General features: G+C 43.4%; 19 protein-coding genes. 7 read left to right on the forward strand and 12 right to left on the reverse strand.

Annotated features, from left to right (window positions below; translation table 11 throughout):
- Positions 1 to 38 precede the first annotated feature (38 nt).
- Positions 39 to 1,838, forward strand: a complete 1,800-nt coding sequence (gene lepA, locus WC647_05720; GenBank protein ID MFA6221794.1) for a translation elongation factor 4 — start codon at positions 39 to 41, stop codon at positions 1,836 to 1,838.
- Between the two features lie 136 nt (positions 1,839 to 1,974).
- Here lepA and WC647_05725 read toward each other — a convergent pair whose 3' ends face one another.
- The 4 genes from WC647_05725 to WC647_05740 all read right to left on the reverse strand — a co-directional run bounded on the left by WC647_05725 (position 1,975) and on the right by WC647_05740 (position 7,013).
- Entirely contained in the window at positions 1,975 to 2,169 is a 195-nt protein-coding gene (locus WC647_05725; GenBank protein MFA6221795.1) for a FeoB-associated Cys-rich membrane protein, read from the reverse strand.
- Between the two features lie 25 nt (positions 2,170 to 2,194).
- Entirely contained in the window at positions 2,195 to 4,555 is a 2,361-nt protein-coding gene (gene feoB, locus WC647_05730; protein MFA6221796.1) for a ferrous iron transport protein B, read from the reverse strand.
- A 105-nt stretch (positions 4,556 to 4,660) separates the two neighbouring features.
- Positions 4,661 to 4,987 (reverse strand): FeoA family protein, encoded by a 327-nt coding sequence (locus tag WC647_05735; GenBank protein ID MFA6221797.1) that lies wholly within the window; start codon positions 4,985 to 4,987, stop codon positions 4,661 to 4,663.
- Positions 4,988 to 5,129: 142 nt separating this feature from the next.
- On the reverse strand, positions 5,130 to 7,013 hold the full coding sequence (locus WC647_05740) for a hypothetical protein (GenBank protein MFA6221798.1): 1,884 nt from the start codon (positions 7,011 to 7,013) through the stop codon (positions 5,130 to 5,132).
- 146 nt (positions 7,014 to 7,159) lie between these two features.
- Between WC647_05740 and WC647_05745 the strand changes: the two genes are divergently transcribed.
- Genes WC647_05745 through bioD form a run of 4 tightly spaced genes read left to right on the forward strand, consistent with a single transcriptional unit; the run spans position 7,160 to position 11,193 of the window.
- Positions 7,160 to 8,104 (forward strand): UDP-glucuronic acid decarboxylase family protein, encoded by a 945-nt coding sequence (locus WC647_05745; GenBank protein MFA6221799.1) that lies wholly within the window; start codon positions 7,160 to 7,162, stop codon positions 8,102 to 8,104.
- Entirely contained in the window at positions 8,097 to 9,119 is a 1,023-nt protein-coding gene (locus WC647_05750) for a lysylphosphatidylglycerol synthase transmembrane domain-containing protein (protein MFA6221800.1), read from the forward strand. Before WC647_05745 ends, WC647_05750 begins: the two co-directional genes overlap by 8 nt.
- A gap of 13 nt (positions 9,120 to 9,132) precedes the next feature.
- Positions 9,133 to 10,476 (forward strand): adenosylmethionine--8-amino-7-oxononanoate transaminase, encoded by a 1,344-nt coding sequence (gene bioA / locus WC647_05755; protein ID MFA6221801.1) that lies wholly within the window; start codon positions 9,133 to 9,135, stop codon positions 10,474 to 10,476.
- Positions 10,477 to 10,479: 3 nt separating this feature from the next.
- Positions 10,480 to 11,193, forward strand: coding sequence for a dethiobiotin synthase (bioD, locus tag WC647_05760; protein MFA6221802.1), 714 nt, complete (start codon positions 10,480 to 10,482; stop codon positions 11,191 to 11,193).
- Positions 11,194 to 11,243: 50 nt separating this feature from the next.
- Here the strand turns inward: bioD and WC647_05765 are convergent, their stop codons facing one another.
- Positions 11,244 to 13,901 (reverse strand): DNA translocase FtsK, encoded by a 2,658-nt coding sequence (locus WC647_05765; protein ID MFA6221803.1) that lies wholly within the window; start codon positions 13,899 to 13,901, stop codon positions 11,244 to 11,246.
- A gap of 313 nt (positions 13,902 to 14,214) precedes the next feature.
- Here WC647_05765 and WC647_05770 point away from each other — a divergent pair, with 313 nt between their 5' ends.
- On the forward strand, positions 14,215 to 14,373 hold the full coding sequence (locus WC647_05770) for a hypothetical protein (GenBank protein ID MFA6221804.1): 159 nt from the start codon (positions 14,215 to 14,217) through the stop codon (positions 14,371 to 14,373).
- A gap of 47 nt (positions 14,374 to 14,420) precedes the next feature.
- Here WC647_05770 and WC647_05775 read toward each other — a convergent pair whose 3' ends face one another.
- The 7 genes from WC647_05775 to WC647_05805 form a co-directional block, all read right to left on the reverse strand.
- On the reverse strand, positions 14,421 to 15,170 hold the full coding sequence (locus WC647_05775; GenBank protein MFA6221805.1) for a metal-dependent transcriptional regulator: 750 nt from the start codon (positions 15,168 to 15,170) through the stop codon (positions 14,421 to 14,423).
- Between the two features lie 238 nt (positions 15,171 to 15,408).
- A complete protein-coding gene (locus tag WC647_05780) occupies positions 15,409 to 15,687 on the reverse strand; it encodes a hypothetical protein (protein MFA6221806.1) in 279 nt (92 codons plus the stop codon).
- Positions 15,688 to 15,822: 135 nt separating this feature from the next.
- The gene (locus WC647_05785) at positions 15,823 to 16,359 is read right to left on the reverse strand and encodes a universal stress protein (protein MFA6221807.1); all 537 of its coding nucleotides are present in this window, start codon (positions 16,357 to 16,359) and stop codon (positions 15,823 to 15,825) included.
- Between the two features lie 32 nt (positions 16,360 to 16,391).
- Positions 16,392 to 18,644: an ATP-binding protein gene (locus tag WC647_05790; protein ID MFA6221808.1), complete on the reverse strand. Its 2,253-nt coding sequence runs from the start codon at positions 18,642 to 18,644 to the stop codon at positions 16,392 to 16,394.
- A 143-nt stretch (positions 18,645 to 18,787) separates the two neighbouring features.
- Complete coding sequence (locus WC647_05795; GenBank protein ID MFA6221809.1) at positions 18,788 to 19,177, reverse strand: response regulator; 390 nt, start codon at positions 19,175 to 19,177, stop codon at positions 18,788 to 18,790.
- A gap of 287 nt (positions 19,178 to 19,464) precedes the next feature.
- On the reverse strand, positions 19,465 to 20,814 hold the full coding sequence (locus tag WC647_05800; GenBank protein ID MFA6221810.1) for a (Fe-S)-binding protein: 1,350 nt from the start codon (positions 20,812 to 20,814) through the stop codon (positions 19,465 to 19,467).
- A gap of 52 nt (positions 20,815 to 20,866) precedes the next feature.
- Positions 20,867 to 21,559 (reverse strand): hypothetical protein, encoded by a 693-nt coding sequence (locus WC647_05805; protein ID MFA6221811.1) that lies wholly within the window; start codon positions 21,557 to 21,559, stop codon positions 20,867 to 20,869.
- A gap of 1,073 nt (positions 21,560 to 22,632) precedes the next feature.
- Between WC647_05805 and WC647_05810 the strand changes: the two genes are divergently transcribed.
- Positions 22,633 to 23,244 carry an ankyrin repeat domain-containing protein gene (locus WC647_05810; protein ID MFA6221812.1) on the forward strand — a complete coding sequence of 204 codons (612 nt, stop codon included), beginning with the start codon at positions 22,633 to 22,635 and terminating at the stop codon, positions 23,242 to 23,244.
- Positions 23,245 to 23,316 lie beyond the last annotated feature (72 nt).

The raw sequence follows: 23,316 nt of genomic DNA on the forward strand, positions 1-23,316 counted from the left end.
CGGGTTCGGCGGAATCCTTCCGATTTTTGGAGATCTTGATGGATAGACTTAGAAATTTTTCCATAATAGCGCATATTGATCATGGTAAATCTACATTAGCGGATCGCTTGCTCCAAATCACCGGCGTTGTGGGGACACACAATTTCCACGATCAAATGCTGGACACGATGGATATAGAAAGAGAACGTGGGATTACCATTAAGAGTCAGTCGGTTGCGCTGCCGTACACAGCTTCTGATGGTCTTAATTATACGTTAAACCTTATTGACACACCCGGTCACGCCGATTTTTCGTACGAAGTCTCACGTGCTCTGGTCGCCTGCGAAGGGGCCCTGCTGGTTATTGACGCAAGCCAGGGAATCCAGGCGCAAACTCTTGCCAATTTTTACATGGCAGTTGAGCAGGACCTCGAAATCATACCCATTATCAATAAAATTGATTTGCCCTCGGCTGATATTGACCGGGTAAAACATCAGATCATGAAAGATCTCGGGTTGGATCCGGACACGGCCATACCTGTTTCCGCAAAAGAGGGAATAGGAGTAAAAGATGTCTTGGAGGCGATAGTAAAAAAAATACCGGAACCTAAAGGAAGCGCTGATTCGCCTCTCAAAGCGCTGATTTTTGACTCCCACTGGGACCCGTACAGAGGCACTGTGGTGCATTTAAGGGTATTTGATGGATCGGTAAAACCGGGTCAAACAATCAGACTCTGGTCAAATAACGCCAATTATCGAGTTGAAGAAACAGGAATTTTTCTGATTGAACGCAAACCGGAAAAACAATTGTCTGCAGGCCAGGTAGGCTACATTATAGCAGGGATAAAAACTGTAACCGATACAAGAATAGGGGATACCGTAACCCTTGAAGACAATCCCTGTAAAACAGCTCTCAAAGGATTCAAGATTGTCAAACCTGTTGTCTTTTCATCTTTTTATCCGATTTCTTCGGATGAGTACCAGGAACTTGCGGACGCGCTGGACAAACTGAAACTCAATGACGCTTCTTTAACATTCGAAAAAGACCACTCCACAGCTTTGGGACACGGGTTCAGATGTGGGTTCCTGGGGCTACTTCACCTGGAGGTTGTTCAGGAACGCCTCGAACGAGAGTTTGATCTTTCTTTGATCCTCACAGCGCCATCTGTTCAATATATTATAGTTTTAAAAGATGGGACTGAAACAGTGATAGACAATCCGGCGAAATATCCGGACCCGACATTCATCGACAAAACGAAAGAGCCTTTTATAAGGGCTTCGATAATATTACCAGAGCAACACCTTGGTCCGGTCATCAACCTATGTATAGATCGGCGAGGCGTTCAGAAAGATATGACTTATCTGGATTCCAACAGAGTGGAACTTACTTTTGATCTACCATTGTCTGAGGTGTTGTTCGACTTTTATGACCGCCTTAAATCCGTATCACGTGGATATGCGTCTTTCGACTATGAATTCCTGGATTACAGGGAAACAGAATTGGCCAAAGTTGATATTATGGTGGCGGGGGAAAAGGTTGACGCCCTTTCAATGCTTGTCCATAAGGAAAGAGCTTATCAAAAGGCCCGAAAGTCGTGTGAAAGACTTAGGGAAGAAATCCCCCGTCAACTTTTCAAAGTAGCAATCCAGGGGGCGATAGGGGGCAAAATAATAGCGAGGGAGACCGTCTCGGCTCTAAGAAAAGATGTTCTCGCGAAGTGCTACGGCGGAGACATAACTCGTAAAAAGAAATTGTTGGAGAAACAAAAAGAAGGCAAGAAAAGAATGAAACAGGTCGGTAACGTTGTGATCCCTCAGTCGGCCTTTCTTGCCGTGCTAAAAACCGATACCGACGAATAAAGGCAATAAAAGACCGAGAGACGATAAGAGGCTAACTCGGCGTGTTCTGTTCTTGGGGTATATCATCTCTATGGGGCACGTGAGTAAAAAAGCTCATGGCGTTTATAATATAAACAGGGACCGTCAGGTCTATCAATCATTTTACGAAAGTGTCAGAGTGATTAAGATCTGGGGCTACCGAACAGTTTTTCCTTTCAGAGCATGGCGTTGCGCAGTTACATGAGCAGCCCGGTTGCTGGGAAGAACCTGACCAGAAGTTTCTTAAAAACCTGTAAGCTACAAAAACGACGGCCAGCGATACGATCAATCCTACAAGTATTTCCTGCCACATTTTAACTTCCTCAAGCGTCGAACAATCAGGTGACGCCGATTCCCAGAAATGTCCCCACGGTTTTAACGATAAAAGCCACTGCATAAGCCAGCATGGTAGTATAAACCATGGCAAACAACGTCCACCGCAATTTTCCTGTTTCTCGCCGAATAACTACCAAAGTGACAAAACAGGGAGCGTATAACATTACAAACATTATCAATGTGAAAGCCTTCAGCGGGTTCCATCCCGGCTCCTTCTTAAGCTGCTCAGCGAGATTCCAAGAATGTTCAGGAGTTACCGAGCCAAGACTGTAGGCTGTTCCAAGAGTGGAAACAACGACTTCTTTCGCCGCGAATCCACCAAGCAGAGCGACATTGGTTCTCCAGTCAAAACCAATCGGTTTGAAAACCCACTCGAGATAGAACCCCATCCTGCCAGCGATTGAATTTTTTAATCTGAGACTCTGTTCCTCATTTGCCAATGTAGATAATTCACTTCTGAATTTTTCGTATTTAGGTCCAACAGACGCTTCACGCGAACTTGAAACAATGTCATCAGGCGTCTGAGCAGGTTTTTCTCTTGATTTTACAAATGAAGCCAAAGTGTTGGACATTTCATGTGTCGTGTCCATTTTCCGGGTCTTTAGAAATTTCTCAAAACTTTTGAGATCAGTTTCGTTGTGGAAGATTTTAGCCACTTCCGGATCTTCCAAGAATTTAGAGGTCAAGATGTTCTGTTTTTCCTGAAACACCTGTTTAGTTTCCGCAGGGAGTCCCGGGAATGTCATTAAGGCCCAGAACAATATGGAAACCGCTAAGATAACGGTCCCGGCCTTTTTAACGTACATCCAGGTTCTTTCCCATGTATGTATCAAGAGCCCACGTAACGTAGGAACTCTATAAGGGGGCAGTTCCAAGACAAAGGGCGCAGATGGACCGGATAAAACGGTCGATCTGATTATTCTACCGGCAGTAAGCGCCATTCCCCACGATATGATGGTGAGAACGAACATTGTGGACGCTCGATCACCAGGGAAAAAAGCCCCTATCAATAAAGCGTATACCGGCAGTTTGGCGCCGCAATTCATAAGGGGGGCTACCAAAATAGTAACCAGCCTCTCTTTGGGTTCCTTCATGGTTCGTGTAGCCATAATACCAGGAACAGCGCACCCACCGGCAATTCCGCCGGACACCATAAGCGCCAGCATCGAAGCGCCGTGTAGCCCGAAACCCCTTAAGACCCGATCCAGCATAAACGCAATTCGAGCCATATAGCCAGTGTCTTCAAGTATTGCGATGGCGAAGAACATGAACGCTATAAGAGGTGTAAAACCCAGCACTCCTCCAACGCCGTCTATTATCCCATTCACGACTAGAGACTTCAGAAGTCCTTGAGGAAGAACAGTTGAAAAAATTGTTCCCAACCAGGAGAAAAAAGCTTCGGAATATGCTACCAGCGGTTCACTACCACGAAAGGTAAAAGAATAAACTCCATACAAAACTGCAAATAATATGAACGGTCCGATTAATCTATCTGTAAGAACTTTGTCGATGGATTCACTCAGATTGACTCTATCAGTTCTCTCAACATGAACCGACTGTTTGAAAGCGCCTGATATGAATCCATATCGCGCGTCAGCCAGCACAATTTCGGGCGTATCACCAAATATATCAGTCAAATGAGATCTGCTCTTGTTGACCTGCTCAATAATTTTCTCCCTATCTTTGAGGTTATCTATTTTCTTCAGAATCTCAGAATCGCCTTCCAGCAACTTCACTGCGATCCAACGTGAACTTACGCCGTTCGCGAATAAAACTTCAGATGAAAAAAGTGGCTGAATTTTGCTTAACTCCTCTTCCACCTCAGCCCCATAAGTAAGCCTGGAAAACTCTTCCGGTTCCTGTTTTCTTCCAACTTCTGAAGCCACTTTTTCGAGCAAAGAATCGAGCCCTACGCCCTTCTTGCCATTGGTCAGGGCTACTGGAACTCCTAAAAGTTGAGATAGATGACGCTCATCAATTTTGATTCCACGTCCATTGGCGACGTCAATCATGTTGAGGGCCACCACCAGTTTGCACCCCATCTCCAATAACTGCACGGAGAGGTAAAGATTTCTTTCGAGATTTGAAGCGTCAACGACGTTTATGACCAGGTCCGGCGAGGAATCGACGATGAAATTACGAGCAATTATTTCCTCTAAAGAAAAAGCCGTTAATGAATAAGTTCCCGGCAGATCGACAATGTGAATATCAAGACCACTACGTCGGAGTGTTCCTTCTTTCTTTTCAACCGTAACACCCGGCCAGTTTCCAACATGCTGACGAGCCCCCGTTAACGCGTTAAAAATAGTTGTTTTACCTGCGTTGGGATTTCCGGCCAGAGCAACGGTGATTTTTCCCTGCATTTACTGTCCTTAGGCTACTGTCGTAGCTTTCTATTAATAAATTTGTCCTTTTTGAACGACAAAACGGATTAATGTTAATTTTATACATTTCCGTGAATGGGAAAACTAACTTGCAGAACGCAAAATCAAGTCGGGTTCATCCATCAAGATGTGTGACGCCTGTTTTTTTCTTAACGTTATATGATAACCTTTGATCACGAATTCCATTGGATCACTCAAGGGGGCGTATTTGACAACTTCAATCTCTGCTCCTCTGATGAATCCCATTTCCATCATACGAAGCCGAAAGTCGGGATCGCCACAAATCTGAAGAATTCGGCCTTTTTGACCTGGTTTATAGTCTGACAGTTTGACTGTTTTTTCAGCGATACATTTTCGGTCTCTAAGAGCGGAGCAATCAATGCATCGTTTCTGGGAAATTATGGGGGTCATAACTAAGTCTCCACGATTTGCCTTGCAAAATCCGCCAAGGCTATCTTTGTTAGACACGTCAAACTTATGTTTAACCCTCACACAAGCTGTTGTCAATACAAGTTTAATTTTTATGAAAGGAACGATTTAAAGGAAGAGGATGCTATTTGAAACCGGTCAACTGTTTTTGTTTGAAAAAACCCGTATAAATCCACTGGTGAGGCATCTTGTAGCTCAAATTAAGCTGGTAAAGATTAAGTGTTGCAATCAAACCGCTACTCCACGCGTTTTGAACCGGCCCTTGAGGTAGCGTAGACCAGGGCAATATCCTGTCAATATTTGAAGTGAATGAAGATACCCCGACCCACTTGATACCGTTTGAAACCAATCCGTCATCACGACTCAAACTGTCTAGAAGAACGAGATCCGAACCAGTTCTATCTAAAACAACAAGAGAATCCGGCGATAGGGGTTTGTCTATTTTTACTCCGCGGCTGACAAAGCCTTTTGGATAATATACAGCCTGTTGATGAAGCTCATTTGGAGCGATCAAGGAGCGTTTGTAGACGTAATAGGCCCCAAGATCACGGCTGTAATAGAGCATTTTCATCAGTTCTCGCAACCCATTCCATCCTCTGAAGATGGCTGCTCTCTTGTGGTATGATTCCAGGTCGACAAAGAGAAAATTCGTTTTTGGTTCAACATCCGGAACCTGAGAAATAAGACTCTTGCATAAGGAATTCCTGATTTGGGCCGCTTCCTTCCAGTCAGTGACCAAGCCGACATGAAAAGCGACAGCGAAACCCAGAAAAACAACCCCTGCAATCGTGGCTGAAACACGCTTCTTATAATCTTTGTAGTGAGTCATGAAAAAGGCTAACAATATTGCCATGCCAAAAGACGCTGAAGAATATATTCTACTCGACCAATTGTAATTGTACCACGCTGTATATCCACTTGGGATAAAACCATATTTTGCCCAAACAGTGTCTGCGATTTTGGGGGCGACAGACCCATAGCCTGCAAACAGATACGGGGCCACACCCAGTAAAATGATCATGACCGACATCAAAATTATGTAAAATTTCTTTTTGTAGTAAGGTTGTACTGAGTCTTCTGGAAACTCTAACCGCTTTTTTTCAAGATATAACAGGAAAACACATAGAAAAATGCAAACCGCAAGACCTAAAGCAATTGAAGTCCAATCCATATAAGAAAAATCAAAAACACCGAACAAATACCAGGGTAAAAGAGCAAAATAAGACGCGATCAGCTCAAAAGAAGGGAGCAGATCGCTATGGGACACAGCTCCCCCTTTCAAGACCAGAAAACGGATCAACAAGGCTATGGAAAAAGCGCTTAGAGTTCCGCACGCCATTTTTACTAAAAAATTGGCTCTCAATGCATCTTGCGACCTGTGACCATAAAGAGGAATAACAAACAAAGGCATGGTAAAAATGAGAAAACTCGCGGCTTCGTATGTGAAAAAAGCCGCCACATAAAGTAAAACCGGAAGAATCAACCCCATCCAGGACAAATCTTTTTTTACCCATCTTTGAAAGGACAGGACTGACGCCCAAAAAATCAGCAAGCTCAAACGGGAATTGTCAGTCGTAACAACAAATGTCAGACATGACACTGTCGGAAGAAAAAAAGCCCAAAAAATGGACGCGGTAACAAATGCTTTTCGCTCGGGATACATATTGTACAAACAGGCTCCCATAAGAAGCGAAGCGCCGGCCAGTAAGCATATCGACAAAAAATGGAAAACAATTTTATTAAACCCAAACAATTCAAAAAGACTTATCCAATAAACACCTTCCAATGGCCTTAACAATTCCTTGGAGTACAGCCAAAGTGACATGGGAAAACTATTCCAGTACGGCCAACTGAAAATCCACCAGTCGTCCCCTTCAAAACCTATATTACCGGTTAGATATGTGATAAGTAGCGCATAGATCAGGAAAAAAGCTCCTGAGAAGACGAAAACGATGTTTTTATTGAAAAAATAATTCATATCTATGGCAGCAAGCTCGATTAATCCCACTTATTATAAAACACACTCTGATAATAATGAAGAATAATTAATGATTTTTATACCTTTGTCATAAAGGTTGGAAAATGGTATTTCAATTAGAGGATCCTCACTTTGTAATCCGACAATCTCTCACAAAAATTCTCCTGGAGAACTATATGAAAATAATAGTCGTGACTGGTGGAGCAGGGTTTATCGGAAGCCATCTCATAGAGAATCTCTTGAGCAAGGGGCATCAGGTATTATGCATTGACAACCTGTTCACAGGAAACAAGAAAAATATAGCCACCTTTCGAGACAACGAGAAATTCGAGTTTATCAGGCACGATGTCGTTGTTCCGATACTCCTTGAAGCGGATGAAATATATCATCTTGCCTGTCCCGCCTCCCCTGTTCATTATCAGAACAATCCGATCAAAACCCTAAAAACTTCAGTTATAGGAACTCTTAACATGCTGGGTCTGGCCAAGAGAATAAAAGCAAGATTTCTATTATCCTCGACTTCGGAAGTTTACGGAGATCCGGAAATCCATCCGCAAATCGAATCCTATCAAGGTAATGTCAATCCTGTGGGACCAAGAGCTTGCTATGATGAAGGCAAACGGGCAGCGGAAACGCTTACTGTAGGCTATCGAGATTACAACAACACGAACGTGGGAATAGCCAGAATTTTTAATACCTATGGTCCGAGGATGTTGCCCAACGATGGTAGGGTTGTAAGCAATTTCATCTGTCAGGCGCTTCAGGGAGAGGACATCACCATATATGGAGATGGTTCCCAGACTCGGTCCTTTTGCTTTATATCTGATATGATCAACGGATTGACGAAATTAATGGACAGCAATGAGCCAGGTCCGATCAATTTGGGGAATCCTCATGAAGTTACTATTAAGGAACTGGCGGAGAGAATACTGGCGCAGATCAAAGGGTCCAAATCCAAAATCGTGTACAAAGCTTTACCCAAGGATGACCCAACCAGAAGACGCCCTGATATTTCTTTAGCCAAGAAAGCGCTCAATTGGGAGCCGAAGACTCCGCTGGAGGAGGGTTTAAAGGCTACCATAATCTACTTTGAAAAAGAATTGGGAATTACAAATGGTTGACGCTACAGAGCAGAGTTCAAATACTAAACGGAATATTCTTATAATTGTAGGGGGAATCGTAGGTCTTTTTTTCCTTTGGCTTACGTTTCGCGACATTTCATTGGGTGATTTGGAAGATGGGGTCAAACAGATGAAGGTCTGGTATTTGGCCCCTTGTCTCTTGTTGGCTCTGGCCTGCCAGTTTGTGAGGGCAATGAGATTTGGCGTTATTCTGAGCCCCTTTTGTTCTTTAAGCGTAAGATCTCTCTGGGATTTGTTGAACATATGGGCCGCCGCCAATATGATTATGCCCGCAAGACTCGGTGAATTGGTCCGTCCTTACTTGCTTCAGCAAAAAGGCGCTTCATTTTCAAGTGTATTCGGAGCTGTTCTGGTTGAAAGATTTTTTGATCTTTCAGGCTTGTTGTTACTTCTAGGGGTGGTTTTATTAAAAACGCCCGATGCGCCTCCAAAATTCTCTTTTTTGGGTGAGGTTCTGTTGGTTTGCCTTATCCTCGGCTATGTCCTGGTCGTTATGATTTTAGTGCGGCGAAACAAAACGGTTTCGATTTTACGAAAAATCTTCTCTGTGTTTCCACATAGAGCAGGAGCATTTTTGGAAAGTGTTTCCGAAAAGCTGATAGATGGTTTGGGTATAATGGCGAGTCCAAAACAGGCTTTGATTATTTTTCTTTATTCCGTAACGCTATGGCTTCTATTTTCAAGCACAACTTACCTTTTCCTGTTGGCGTTCTCCGTGAAAGCGCCTTTTCTTGTGGCTGTTACCATTCAGCTTTTCATAGCATTGGGAGTCGCTCTTCCTTCTGCTCCGGGCTTCATAGGCACTTTTCACGCGGCGGGTCGTTACGCCTTGGCCTTGTTCGGAATAGGCGCTGTTGTAGCCGTATCGTTTGCCACCGTGTACCATCTGTTTAGTCTGGTGGTCAGCATAAGTTTAGGATTTATTTCATACTCGTTTAGCGATTTCCGGTTGGATCAGAAACTTTTCTCCGGAAGCGTGAGCAGTTCGAGCTAGCAGGGAGAAAGTGGTGAAGAATTGGGCGCTTCTTGACAAAAAATATATCTGGCATCCATTTACCCAAATGAATGACTGGTTAAACGATGATAACCTGATAATAGAACGCGCTGAAGGAGTATACCTTTACGATACAAACGGAAACAAATATCTCGACGGTATTTCGTCCTTGTGGGTCAACATTCATGGTCACAGAAAAGAAGAGATTGACCAGGCCATCATAGATCAAATCCACAGGTTTTCTCACTCCACATTGCTGGGCTTGGGCAGTGTAGCCTCAATAGAACTCGCCGAAAAACTGATTACAATTACTCCATCCAATCTGGCCAAGGTGTTTTACTCAGATTCAGGGTCTACCTCAGTTGAAGTGGCTCTAAAAATTGCTTTTCAGTACTGGAAAAACACGGGTAACGAAAAAAAGAAACTTTTCGTTGGATTGGATCAGGCTTATCACGGTGACACTATTGGTTCGGTAAGTTTGGGAGCCATAGACATTTTCCACAGTATTTTTCATCCTCTTCTTTTTGGCACTCTAGTTATCCCGACTCCTTTTCCATATCACAACCCTGGTTCAACACCAGAGGAGCTTAAGGACAAATGCCTCAATTCCTTCATGGAATTGGCGGATAAAAGAGCTGATGAGATAGCGGCTCTAGTCGTAGAGCCATGTGTGCAAGGCGCGGCCGGTATGATCGTGCATCCCAAGGGGTTTCTCAAAGATCTCGAAACCATTTGCAGAAACCATGACATACTTCTTGTTTGCGATGAAGTCGCTACCGGTTTTGGAAGAACCGGGACAATGTTTGCGTGCGAAAGAGAGAAGGTTCAACCTGACATAATGTGTTTGGCCAAGGGATTGACAGGAGGGTATCTGCCGTTGGCGGCAACTCTTGTAAGCGACAAAATCTTTGAGGCTTTTCTAGGCCCATATACAGATTATAAAACCTTTTTTCATGGGCATAGCTATACGGGAAACGCCTTGGCTTGCGCCGCGGCAAGCGCATGTCTGGATATCTTCGACCAGGACCGCGTACTGGAGCGATTACATCAGAAAATAGAATTTCTCAAAAACTGTCTTCTGAAAAGTTTAGCGGATTTGGATCACGTGGGTGACATCAGACAATGTGGTTTTATGGTGGGAGTCGAGTTGGTAGAAGACAAAAAGCTACGTAAACCCTATCCAACTGAACTCAGAATAGGAGCGCAAGTTACTCGTAATGTTCGCCGACACGGGGTCATCCTAAGACCTTTGGGCGATGTCGTGGTGCTAATGCCCCCTCTGTCGATTCAAAACGACGAAATAGAGACCATTGTTAAAGCCACTAGGGAATCTATTCAGGAAGTGTGTGACGTATAAAACATGAAGGGAATCTTCGTAACCGGAACAGACACAGGCGTAGGTAAAACGCTAATCACCGCGGGATTAACCGCGTTTTATCGAAAAAACGGCATTGATTGTGTAGCCTTAAAACCAGTGGAAACTGGCTGCGCCATAAAAGACGGAGAGTTGTTTCCTGAGGATGGGAACTTCCTTTGGACGGCTTCTCAAAATGCTCTGAACATAGATGATGTGGCTCCTTTCCGGTTTGCATTTCCCGCCGCTCCATACAGAGCGGCCGTTCTGCAGAACAGTCGCCTTAGAATTGCAGATGTGTTGGAGCATATCAGAGCGGTTCAAGAATCTCACGATCTGGTGATTGTTGAGGGCGCGGGAGGATTGTTTGTCCCTATTGAAGAGAAAGGAACCTTTATTGATCTAATGGAAAAACTGGGTTTTCCAGTCATACTGGTAGCTCGCGCAAGGCTAGGAACTATAAATCACACACTCTTAAGCGTAGAATCTCTCGAAAAGAGGAATATCAAAATTTTAAGTGTGATTTTGTCTAAAGGTGAAATTGCCGAAGGACCCGAAGAAAAGTTCACGGCTCAAGATCTTAAGCGAATGACAGATAGTAAGCGCATTCTTGAATTCCCATATCTTTCTGAGGATAAGAGAAATGATCCTTTAAAAATCGCCGAAATAATGAGCAAATTTTGGAGTCCGGACATTCTTTTGGGAAGTGATATCCCCTAACCGACACAAAATCCATTCATATTCTTTTTGAAAAATGCCTATAGAATAGTTTAATCCCTGTCCGGAATATTCTCCAGAGACAAAGCCAACACCTCTCTAGGTCGACTCGTCCCATCAGATGGGCCGATCAGTCCCTGAGATTCCATTGTTTCTATAATCCTCGCTGCGCGGTTATAGCCGATTCTCATGTGTCTTTGAATCAACGATATGGAAGCGTGGCCAATCCTCGTTACAAGCGCAACAGCTTCATCATATTTTTCATCGTCAAGCGCCTCGGATCCAGAACTTGATCCAGAGTCTGATCCATTTACTATGCTGGATATTTCGGAAAGATAGACAGGCGACCGCTGAGCTTTAGTAAAATCAGCGATTCGTCTTATTTCATTTTCCGACACAAAAGCTCCATGCAATCGTAGGAGTTTCGATGTCCCCGGCGGCAGGAAAAGCATGTCGCCCATGCCGAGCAGATGTTCAGCGCCCACAGTGTCGATAATGGTTCTTGAATCAGGTTTGGCCGAAACCTGAAATGAGATTCTGGCAGGGAAATTGGCCTTTATAACTCCTGTAATTACATCAACGGATGGACGCTGAGTCGCCAGGATCAGATGGATACCAGCCGCCCTGGCCATCTGGGCAAGCCTGGCTATCGAAATTTCTATGTCTTTTGCCGCGACCATCATCAATTCAGCCAGTTCGTCAACAATAATTATGATGTATGGAAGTTTTTGCGGATCGTCTTCTCCCTCAGGAGTAGATATTACGCCTGACTGAATCTTTTGATTATAACTCTCAATGTTTTTGGCGCCCGCTTTGCTGAGTAGTTCGTAACGCCTTTCCATTTCTCTTATTCCCCAACTTAGGACTTTGGGTACTTTGTCCGGATCGGTGACAACAGGATAGATAAGATGTGGAATGTCCTGATAGTAGGAAAGCTCTAATTTTTTTGGGTCAACCATAATGAATTTGACTTCATCCGGTGAATAAGTCATTAGCCATGAACAAATAAGAATGTTAAGTCCGACGGACTTTCCGGTTCCAGTGGCTCCCGCAATTAATAAATGGGGCATTCTAGCCAGGCTTGTCGCAAAAGGCTCGCCGTCAATGCATTTTCCCAATGCCATTTTAAGTGGGGCTACGTTGGACTTGAAAACTGAAGATTCGATAATTTCCCTAAAATAGACTATTTCCCTGTATAGATTCGGAACCTCGATACCGACTGTATCTTTTCCGGGGATTGGAGCCACTACCCTTGTTGAGCCTGATTTCAGGGCCATAGCAAGATCATCGCTGGTATTTAATACCCGCCTCAGAGGAATGCCTGGCGCAAGGCTGATCTCATACATGGTAATGACCGGGCCTGGATGAATCTCAACAACCTGGCCCTTAATCCCAAGATCGCCCAGTTTTTGCTCTAATATGCCCGCATTCGTCTCCAGCAATCTTTCATCAACAAATCTCTTTGACTGTTCAGGAATGTCTAAAAGATCTATAGGGGGTAGTCGATAATCCGATTCGGTTGAACCAAAAGTTTGCTCTACCTGTATCGGTTCCAGGTCTAAGTCCGCTCTCTTTGTAACTTTAATGGGTCTGACCTGATTTTGCGTGAGGTCATCTATTTCCCCAAGTTTTTCCTCTTCAAAAGAATCCGGGCTGTATCCTGGATCATCAATTTGTTGTGATTCCAGCGCGGCGGAAAAGTCTACTTTCTCGTTGGGTATTGATTCAAGATCTGATTCTTTGATATCTATAGATTTCCAAGGGATAGGATTATGTTGCCTACTTACAAACTCATCTTCAACAGAAGTTGATATCGAAGAGTAAGACACATCAGTGTCCGCTTCAGAAACTCGCTCGTCAATCGACCGATGGAACTCATCCTTGGGCAGGAAAGAAAGCCTTTCCCACGCATAAACATCGAGGGCTTCTTTTTCAAGGGGCTCGCGCTCCAACAACAAGGGGCTCGATCCCTCCTGGGGAATGATGACCTGAGCCGGCTCCTGGTGGCGTCTTTGCGATAGCGCAGCTTTTAATGAGCTACGTAACCACGCGAAGGCCAGATTCAATAACGAACTGAGTTTGTCCCGAAAACCAAAATTCAAGAGGTTGAGAGTTCCAGCCGACGGGAAACAGAACAACAACACTTTGATCAAGGAGCCTCTGGTCAATTCTAAAACACAAATGATGAAAATAGTTATACTGATCACAAGACTCCCGGCCTGACCAAAAAACTTGCAAAGTCCGGCGTTGACAATACTTCCTACTGCGCCCCCGGCGTTATGAGGAGAAAAATTCAAAATCGTCAAGGAGGAATACCGGTCTATCAATGAACAGAGGATCAAAGTTAACACGAGAAAACTTACGGAATCCCAAAGGCGTGTATGTTTGGGTGAGGATTGGGACAGAAACTTGATCCCGGTCATGGCGAAGAAAAACGGGATAAAAAACGAACACACACCAATTAACTGGGCTAGAGCGTCAGCTATGTGTGATCCTATCAAACCGCAAAGATTGTGAATTTCAGATCGACGAGTTACTACATTGAAAGAAGGGTCCCGAGGATCGTATGACACTAAACAGATCAGCAAGAAAATTGAACAACCGAACCAGACTATGGCTTTTAATTCGGTTCGGCCGAATTTTGCCTGGTTCAAATCAGCGTCAGGGATTTTCTTGAATAATTGTTTGTTTTCAAGTGCATTTGATACCATACAAGGGGTCCTTGCGATCAAATAAAATGGGCTCGCAACCTTTCAAGGCAATATTCAAACAAGGATGTTCTGATTGCTATACAACAAATAATAGCATAATCAAAAAGATGATTCAATAACATAGTCCATAATAACATCTAATAATACTTTGATATATTCTATAATTACTATAATCCATTGATATAGTGTATCTATTATGCAAAATATCAATAAGTGAATTGAGGCGCCAGTGGTTGGAGCGAGATCTTGCGATTCCCATTTCACATAAAAGTGATTAAATGTGTAAAAATCCTTTTGTAAAGGAGTGAAAGTGATGGTTTACGAACGTGGATGTGAAAACTGTAACGCAGGCTGCACTGGAAGACACGATGCTGAACAGCGCGCCGAAGAAATAAAATCTGGTCCATATCTGCTGATTTCGGGAATACTGATTTTAGCGTTTAGCGTTATTATGAAATGGTATTTTTATTAGAAGAAAAGACGCTAGCGAATAAGTAGGCGTCCGAAGTGTACTCTGGACTAAACGGGCTTGACAAAAATCCTTGAGGCGTCATGTTTATTCATGTTTACATGATAGCCGTTAATATTGAGGCTCAGATCACGACCAAGGTCTTTCTGGAATTCAATTTCAACAGTAACACCTTCCGTTAGCCCCTCTTGGGACAAATTCTCCGTAAAATCTTCAAGACCCTGAATTTGTTGAATGACCACTCGAGTTCCCGGCGCGGCTTCGGCAAGTGTCATTCCGCCTTCAAGGGCTTTTCGTTGCGCTGTCGCCCTGTCCAGAATTTTCCTTCGGGCCTGTTCCAGACAGACTAGGCAATCATGGCATGATTCAGCGCTGGTTTCCATCCATTTGGATTGATCAACCGGACAAGTCTGAACAAATTCAAGAAATCGGATCAACTTGTTTATCACTTCGGGGTCCAAATGATGTTCTATGCGGCATGCGTTATCTTCAGCGACATTATCGTTAATCTGTAAGACGCTTGAAAGAAAACGTTTCAAAATTTCGTGCTTTCGAACTATCTCTCTGGCTCTGGAAATTCCCTTTTCCGTCAATGTGATGAACTGGTGTGGATCATATCTAATAAGTCCTCTGGTTCCCAGTATCTTGAGAGCTGAACTCACAGAAGACATCTTGACGCCTAATCTATTGGCTATATCTCGGACCCTCGCGATTCTGCTTTCCTGTTCGAGATGGTAGATAACCTCCAGATAGTCTTCCATCGCTGAAGTCAGGTTTGTTGGGGTATCAGCAGGCGTCATCATTATTCCCTAAAATCTAACATATCTAAATGATATAAAATATGCCATCATGGCCTTTCAGTTTCAATACTTTTAAAGATTTGATCCTTATTTAGATCTGACTGTCCCCCATCATGATTTCGACCTGAGTCTACACTAACCCATTATTTACGGGCGTGTCTTGATAAAATTTTATGGAAGGACAGAATGTTGATGGTGGGAAAAATTCAGAATCGAGACCCGAAAGAACCGGACAATCTCAGTTCTCGTCGTCGTTTTTAGGTTGTTCGATGTGATCCCATGTGTTCAGATTCACCGGTCCCTTGGAAAGTCTGTGATACTGCCAGGCCAGATGGCAATGTAAAATAATTTCTTCAACCCAGTCTCTCATGTCGCACATCACACCAAAATCACCTGATTCTTCTTCTCGTTCAGCTCCCTGCTTGACCGTGGAGTCGACTTTCATCAGGAGTTCAAACATTCTATTAAAACACTTGTGAACATGCAGCTCAAATTCGTCAGCATTTGAAAATTTCACAGGGCACACCTTTAAAAAAAACGTTGGTTAGGCCATTTTCAAGGCCGATCTCTTTTATTCTTGAAAACTAAGCTTGTAAGAGAGTCGGCCTGAAAAACGATTCGGGAAACTAACACCTATCAATTCGGTATAAAACTATTTAACACGATTTAGCAGACGCCACTTTCCTTCAGGGATGTCAAGTTGATCCAAAACGTTCTTAGCGGCATCATTGATATAGAACATATCAGGAGCTTCCGGACCCACCAGCACGACTGGCCCATGAAATTTCCTTGAAAACTCCTCTATTGTCGTCGTGCCTCCGAAATCCGCTCCTTTCGACTGATAACCGATCACTAAAACTTCATAATCTCCCTTTTTGAAGCATCTTCTTAATTCAATTTCATTTACGCCTTCACACAAACGAAACCCCACGTCAACATAATCTCCCAGCTTGCTATCATAGCCCATGCGTAGTTCTTTGTCCTTTTGAGCTATTAGATCCGGCGTCACTGAAGCGGTTTCAGTTTTGTCCGCGTCCACAAAAACTACGTCTCTTCTAAGAGTATAAGGTGATTCAAGAAAATGAAAAATATTAAGTTTTGTTTGATGCTTTCTTGCAAGCTCCAAGGCGTAATCAAACGCCCAATCTCCTTGTCGTGAAAAAAGTGCGCATAACCCTATTCCGTTCATTTGTTTCCTCCTGACTTGATATCCTTAAGTTACTAAACTTTGAGTTCTTTCTCCTGATTTATGTCCTTTGGAAATGTGTCCTTTCTAATGGGCAGTTCGACAATGAACTTGGATCCCTGTCCCAATTCGGACTCAGCCCTGATGACTCCTCCATGCTCGTGTATTACCTTCCTGGTGATCACCAGACCCAACCCTGTCCCTTTCGATCCTTTTGTAGAGTAAAACTTTGTAAAGAGGTTTTGGCGTACTTCTTCGCTCATGCCTGCCCCATCGTCAGAAATTTCAATGGTTAAAAGTTCTGTGTCCACTCGACCTGATACTACGACACGGTGAGTGACTTCGGTATCCCCGGTCTGGCATGCGTGTATGGCGTTTGAAACCAGGTTTGACAGAGCGCTGTGGATTCCACCGGGATCTATAAGACAAGAACACATTGTTCCTTGAAAATCTCGAACGAGCTGAATACCTTCATCTTTTGCCTTGGCATCATAAAGATCACAAACCTCTGTGAGTAATTGACCGAATTCATAGAGTTTGTATTCAGGCTCTCTTTCTTTTGAGGCGTAAAGAATCCCTTTCACCAAATCCGAAATCTTCTCAACATTGTTTTTGACCATCGCCCAACCAGCCTTAACCCTATCCTCGCGATTCCGGGTCAATCCTGAATCAAGCACATAAACCCCACCCTGCAACCCAGCCAGAATATTTTTTATTGAGTGAGACATCCCGGCTATGGTCTCCCCGAGAATAGCCAATTCTCCCTGAAGCCTTTTGATTTCGGTTATATTGGTGCTCATCTCCATTACAGCCACAATTGCGCCATTTTCATCAGTTACTGGCGCCGTGTAGACTATAATGTAGGTGTCTTCTCCATTTTTCCTCCAAACCTCTTCGGAGTAGTTGGTACAACCGTCAAGAAAGGTCTTTTCTACCGGGCAATTGTCGCATTTCTTTTCAAAGCTTTTGTAAACCTGGAAACACTTTTGTCCTTCGCCTGGACCAAAATCGCGCGAAAAAAAATTGTTGGTTCTGATAATATTAAAATCTTTGTCCACTACTGTAAGATAACAAGGGACACTTTCGAACAGATATTGAAATTCCTGCCGTTTTTTTTCTATCTTAAACTGAAGCTTTTTTAACAACGTCACATCAACAGCCATTTCTAACACTTCCTCAACTTTACCTTTATCATCAAAAATAGGAGAGGTTTTTACTATTACGTTGGTTTGACTGCCGTTGATGCTCCAGACTTCTTCTGACTGGTGGGACGCTCCATCATAGAAACTTTTTTCTACTGGGCAATTTTTGCAGCGAGAGGTTTTATTCTTATAACCCGAAAAACAGTGCTGATTGACCTTGTCTCCGAATTCGGACTTAAACGATCTATTGGCGCGCGTGATACGAAAATCCCTGTCAATCACCGTCAGGTAACACGGAACGTCATCAAATAACGATTTATACATTCTTCGACTGGTTTCGAGTTCATTTGTTCGCTGATTTATTTGAAAACTCATGCGATCGAAATCTCTGGCTAAGTCAGCTATTTCATCGTTGCCCCCGGCTTTCTGGCGAGGAACGTACTCCCCTCTGGCCATTTTCGAAGCTTTTTCCTGTAGGTTTCTAATCGTGGGGTTGACGAATACCAACACCGCTACGCCACTTACGCTACAAACCACGAGAAATAGAAGGGTAGCAAAAACAATTGTCTTGCGTGCGCCCTGAGAAATTTCCCTGTTTATCCCCTCCAAACCAATTTTTACCTCTACCGCCCCGAGAATAGGGTCGTCCTCCGGACGAGTGTGGCATGCTGCGGCCGAACAACTCTGGGCGTTTAACAATGGGTTAACGACAGAGATAAGCGTACTGTCCTTGGAAATGCTGTGCCTTATTTTCGGGTTTGATTTCAAATCGTTCAAAAGAGGGTCGTCAAATCCGTCCGTCTGGACAGGCGTCTTTATTTGTCTTGATGTATAGTGAAGAACGCCTTTCTGATCATAAATATTAATTTCCTTGAAACCTTCAGTTAGGCCGATTGCGTTTATAATTTGCCTGATGACACCCCTTTCCTTAGTCATCATGCCGTTCCATATGGCAGCTTTGGTAACCTCAGAATCCTTAACGGACTCCCGAACTGCCTTTTTAATTAAACTGGTTTCTTGAGAAGATATTGTGTGATAAGAGAAGATCAATAACGCCAGTAGCATTACCATTCCGGCGTAATAACTTAGCTTGAAGCTCAAGCTTCGTGTAAATTTGGTCACAAAATGGATGACGTTCTTGAGCATAGCGCCTAATCAAAAAGGTGTAATATGCTGTGGGTGGAGGAAGCTTCGTCAACAACTTCCACTAGTCAAGAACGCCATCAGGAACAATGTCCGAGAATAAAAAATCAACGGTTTCATAAACAGTCTGAAACCCGATATTCTTGCTAACCGATGATTCTCTTAATCTCTTTAAGCAGAGCGTCCTTATCCACAGGTTTTTCAATATAAGCCTCAGGAGGCCTAATCGATCTTTCATGAATCCACTTCTTGAAATCCATGTTAGGTGTGTCGTCAGTGGCGAAACCTGTCACCATAACGACGGGAATTGACGTGATTTCGGGATCCTTTCTTAACTCGCGAAACATCTTAATCCCGGTCTTGTTTGGCATGAGCAAATCTAGGCTCACAAGATCCGGCTTTTCAGACTTAATCTTGGCTAGACCTTCGTCGCCATCCGATGCTGTTGAGATTTCGTATCCATTGTCCTCAAGCAAAGTTGAGAGAAAGGTCACCATGTCTGGTTCGTCATCTATTATTAAGATCTTTTTTGCCATAGCCTACCTCCTTGGTTGAGTTGGGAGAGTTCCGAGCTTATGCTTACGGATTTACTAAGGAAACTTTTGTCGAAAAAACTTAGTGTACACCTGTCGACCAAGTTTTTATTGGGCGATTAAATATCACCAGACTTGTCGACAATCAAGACTCAAAACCGATCGTACGTTTCTAAATGTAGCATGGTAGACGATCCGTTCAATGGTGGCAATAATAATATCATTTCTTCAAAAGGTTCATTAGCAGACGTCTAAAAACTTCCGAAGAGACTCGGATACTCCCATTTTTCTTAAAGCACCAAGGCAGGAGCTAAGAGTTCCGCCAAATTCATTACTTTTGCATTTACATGGTAATGTTCGATGATTTCTTTCAATTGGTCCGTGCAGTTGTGACACGATTGTAGGCAAATATCGGCGCCGGTGGCTTTTATTTCGTCTGCTTTGATTTTTCCCGCAGCAATGCGCCTTGGGGTAAACTCGGGCATGGCCAAGGCCCCGCCCCCTCCCCCACAACAAAAACTATTTTCTCGGTTGTGTTCCATTTCCACAAAATCCTCGATCGCTGCGCGTATAACTATACGAGGTTCCTCCGTTACTCCACCGGACCGGGCTATGTTGCAAGAGTCATGATATGTAGCTCTATGGCCATCCCAAACTGATTTATCCGTTTTAATACGACCTTCCAAGACAAGTTTAGCGATCAATTCCATAACGCTAGTGATTTTGAAAGGAACACCACCTACCCAATTCGGCAATTCCCATCTCAGAGCGCGATAGCCATGACCACACTCTCCAGCAAGAAGGTATTCACATTCTAATCTCTTTACGTCTTCAGCTTGCCAGAGAGCAAATTGCCTAGCGTCCGGGTCATTCCCATTAAACAATGCGTAATTTGTCAAATCCCAGTATCTTGAAGAAATGGTGAAATCCACGCCGGCGGCGTTTAAAACCTTAGCAGTGGCCTGAATAGTTAAAGGATAGTATTTGGGTTCTCTTGGGTTAAGAGTTAGGAAGTATTGGGCTCCTTTCTTATCCACAGGGATCTTGAAATTTTCACAGCCTTCTTCGTCCTGAAGTTCTTCTTCTATCCATTCAATGGTTTCGACAAATTCATCCTGAGGAACCGCCATGTTATTTCCCCAGTTATAATGAGTATCCACTGTGTCTTGAAGATGCTGAGGCACTCTACCAACCTTTTGCATGATGCCCCGGACACCACGCACCATCATCCCGTAGTCGACACCCATGGGGCAATTAAAAGTGCAACGTCTGCACATTGTGCAGCCGCCCCATAGCTTGTCATACATTTCATCCGCAAGGTCTTTATCTAGTTTCTTCGCTCCCACGAATGAAGGGAACACCTGAGCGATCCAGTCGTACCTGCTTTTGTACCATTTTCTAAAACGATCCGCCTTGTATGCGGGTACAAGAGTTTTATCTTCCGGTATCGATACACTGTAATGACAAGCGTCGCTGCACATCCCGCAATGTATGCAACCGGACAAAGAAGCGGCAACGACTCGATTTAATGTACCTGGAAGTAATTTTTCCATTTCTTCGAGCATATCAGGGGTAAATTCCGTTTTGGTAGGCCACTTTCGCTCTTCTTTGGCCCCTAGTTTCTCTCCGTGCTCCGACATTTATGCCCTCCATTTATTTCAAATATTGACAAATGTTTTTCATGAAAATTAGCTACTTGGGGTTCCAGGTCGGATTTTTAACATCTTTATTTATGACCCCTCGCCCACCAAAAGTCCGGCCAAAATTAACCCTTCCGAATGGATAAAGGATGTAGTGGGATATTTTGCTGAACGGGACGTACAACAGAAAGAAAGTAGTCAACAGGAAGAAGATCCACATCCATCCGGTATCTGGGCTGCCGTCGATCCACATCCACATGGCTACGAAGCCCACCGCAAAGAAGACCGTCATTAACGAAATAGCAAAATAGTCATCAGGACTGCTTATGATTTTGATCTCAGGAACGGTCAAACGTCTGTATATGCGACGAAGGCCAATCAAGAAGGCTAAGCCCATAAAAAGCATGAAAACCTTTGATACCGCCGGTGTCATTAAAGACGGAACTATGGGAATAAAAAAAGTGGCGCCTATTGTCAGGGCTACAGCGATATGGAAAATCATGAATTCCGCGTAAAAAAACGGATTTTTTCGAGTACTTTCCATACTCCAGGGTTTTAGAACATTAGTCAGGGATTCCAGGGCCCCCGCTACTCTGTCTCCCTTAAGTTCAGCTTTCTCCGGTGGGATCGGTTTTTTGAGCATCTGACGTATTTTGATGATGTACATCAATGCCATGAAACTCAGAGCCATATACTGAACAGGCTCCTGCAAAATATACAGAGCGTGGCTGACATTATTCTCCATATTTAAACTCCTTGTTCCAAAAATATTGTTCAATCCTGAGAATAGATGAAAACACCCAGGAAAAAACCTGCCGTTTCATTAGTTCACCTAACCAACACAGTAATTTATTAGAATCATATCCCGACAAAACTCCAAAAATAAAGGAGCAAATAGAGAATATTGTACACTAGTAATTCCGTCAACAACTTCTTTTCTATAGAAGATTTAAGCGTTATCAAAGTCCATAGGCCGTGTCCAAACCATAAATCGTGACATTGCAAAAATCTTCCTTAGCCAACTAATTTGATAGGAAATCAAAGCTCAGTCTATGGAAATTGTTCTGCAAAACCAACTCGGGTAATTCTCAATCCAGCAAAGATTACTTGCCTATACCGCTTCTAATAATTTGTTTTCCATTGGATTATGACCTCCAATGTCTGACGAAAACGTATATCCTCGTAGCGTCCTGAGAGAAAGACCCCTTCGTTACTAAAACTTTGCAATAATGGCGCCGTACAAAAACTACTAGAACAAAGCCTCTGAAATTGGCTGAAACAGCGTCAACTCTTTTGATATGTCAGGAATTCTTACAGCGTGTAAAAGACAACTCTTTTTGTAGGCAAAGAAGATCCCCCAAACTTGATGGCTGAAATTTTTTATTGAAGAAATTGCATTATCGTCGAATCCTGTGGACCGGGAAGGATGCCTGATAATACTAGAGGCTAGAAATGTTGCAGTTGAATACTAAAGAACGATAGATCAATCCGATTAACATACCAGGCTGGCTGAAACTTCTGGAGCTGAGGATGGGAGTTGAAACCACGGCCTGATGATGACGAACCACAACATATACCGTTAAAATCAGACTACAACTGGCAAAAATCACCTAGTCGTGTGTAGGTTTCAAATTTAAACGGTACCTGGATTGATCGACAGGAAAGGTTCAGTAAATGAAATATCTAACCATCGAGCGCGGGATTTTTGAAAAATATTTGTATGATTTACTGGAACAAGTTTAGGGTCACAGCTTTCACATATTAAAGTGTAGATGAATATTATGTGTTACCGGACACGGTATATTAGGAGTAAGGCCTTTGAATCATTTGAGAAAATTATTTATTGTTTTGCCAGCTTTTATTGCGGCCCTGATTTCGATTGGAAACACTTTCCAGGAAGATTATAATGACATGTTTGTAAGATACGCCGCCGAAGGAAATAACACCCGAATAGTAGAAATGCTCGGCAAAGGAGTGGACGTAAACTCAAGGAATGTCAAGGGGCAAAGCGCTTTAATAGAAGCGGCCATTAATGGTAGAAACGACACAGTAAATTTGCTTATATCAAGAGGCGCAGACCTTGATCAAAGGGGAACTTTGGCGCGTACCGCTTTGATGTGGGCCTCACTCGCCGGGCGAACAAAAATCTCGGTGTCCTTGCTGGCTCATGCCGCGAATATAAACGCCCGAGACAGAAACAACCAAACGGCTCTTATGCTGGCGACTGAAACCAACAATGTTTCTTTAGTTAAAATTCTGATTAAGGCAGGCGCTGACCCATTGGTTCGAGATAACGATGGCGCCACAGCTCATTCGCTGGCGCTACAAAAAGGTTACAGCAATATTGCCGGAGTCATTTCTCAATGTAATTCCTCGGCTACGAAAGGTCTGAACACAGAAGAGATTAGGACTGGAGAATATGTAAGGTAATAACTTGAGTGAATCCTCAGACTGCCACAGTTTTTAGTTTCCTCACTAATGAATCCGGCGCCTTGAATTAAT

This window comes from Desulfomonilaceae bacterium, from assembly GCA_041662605.1.
Classification (GTDB): domain Bacteria; phylum Desulfobacterota; class Desulfomonilia; order Desulfomonilales; family Desulfomonilaceae; genus CAJBEZ01.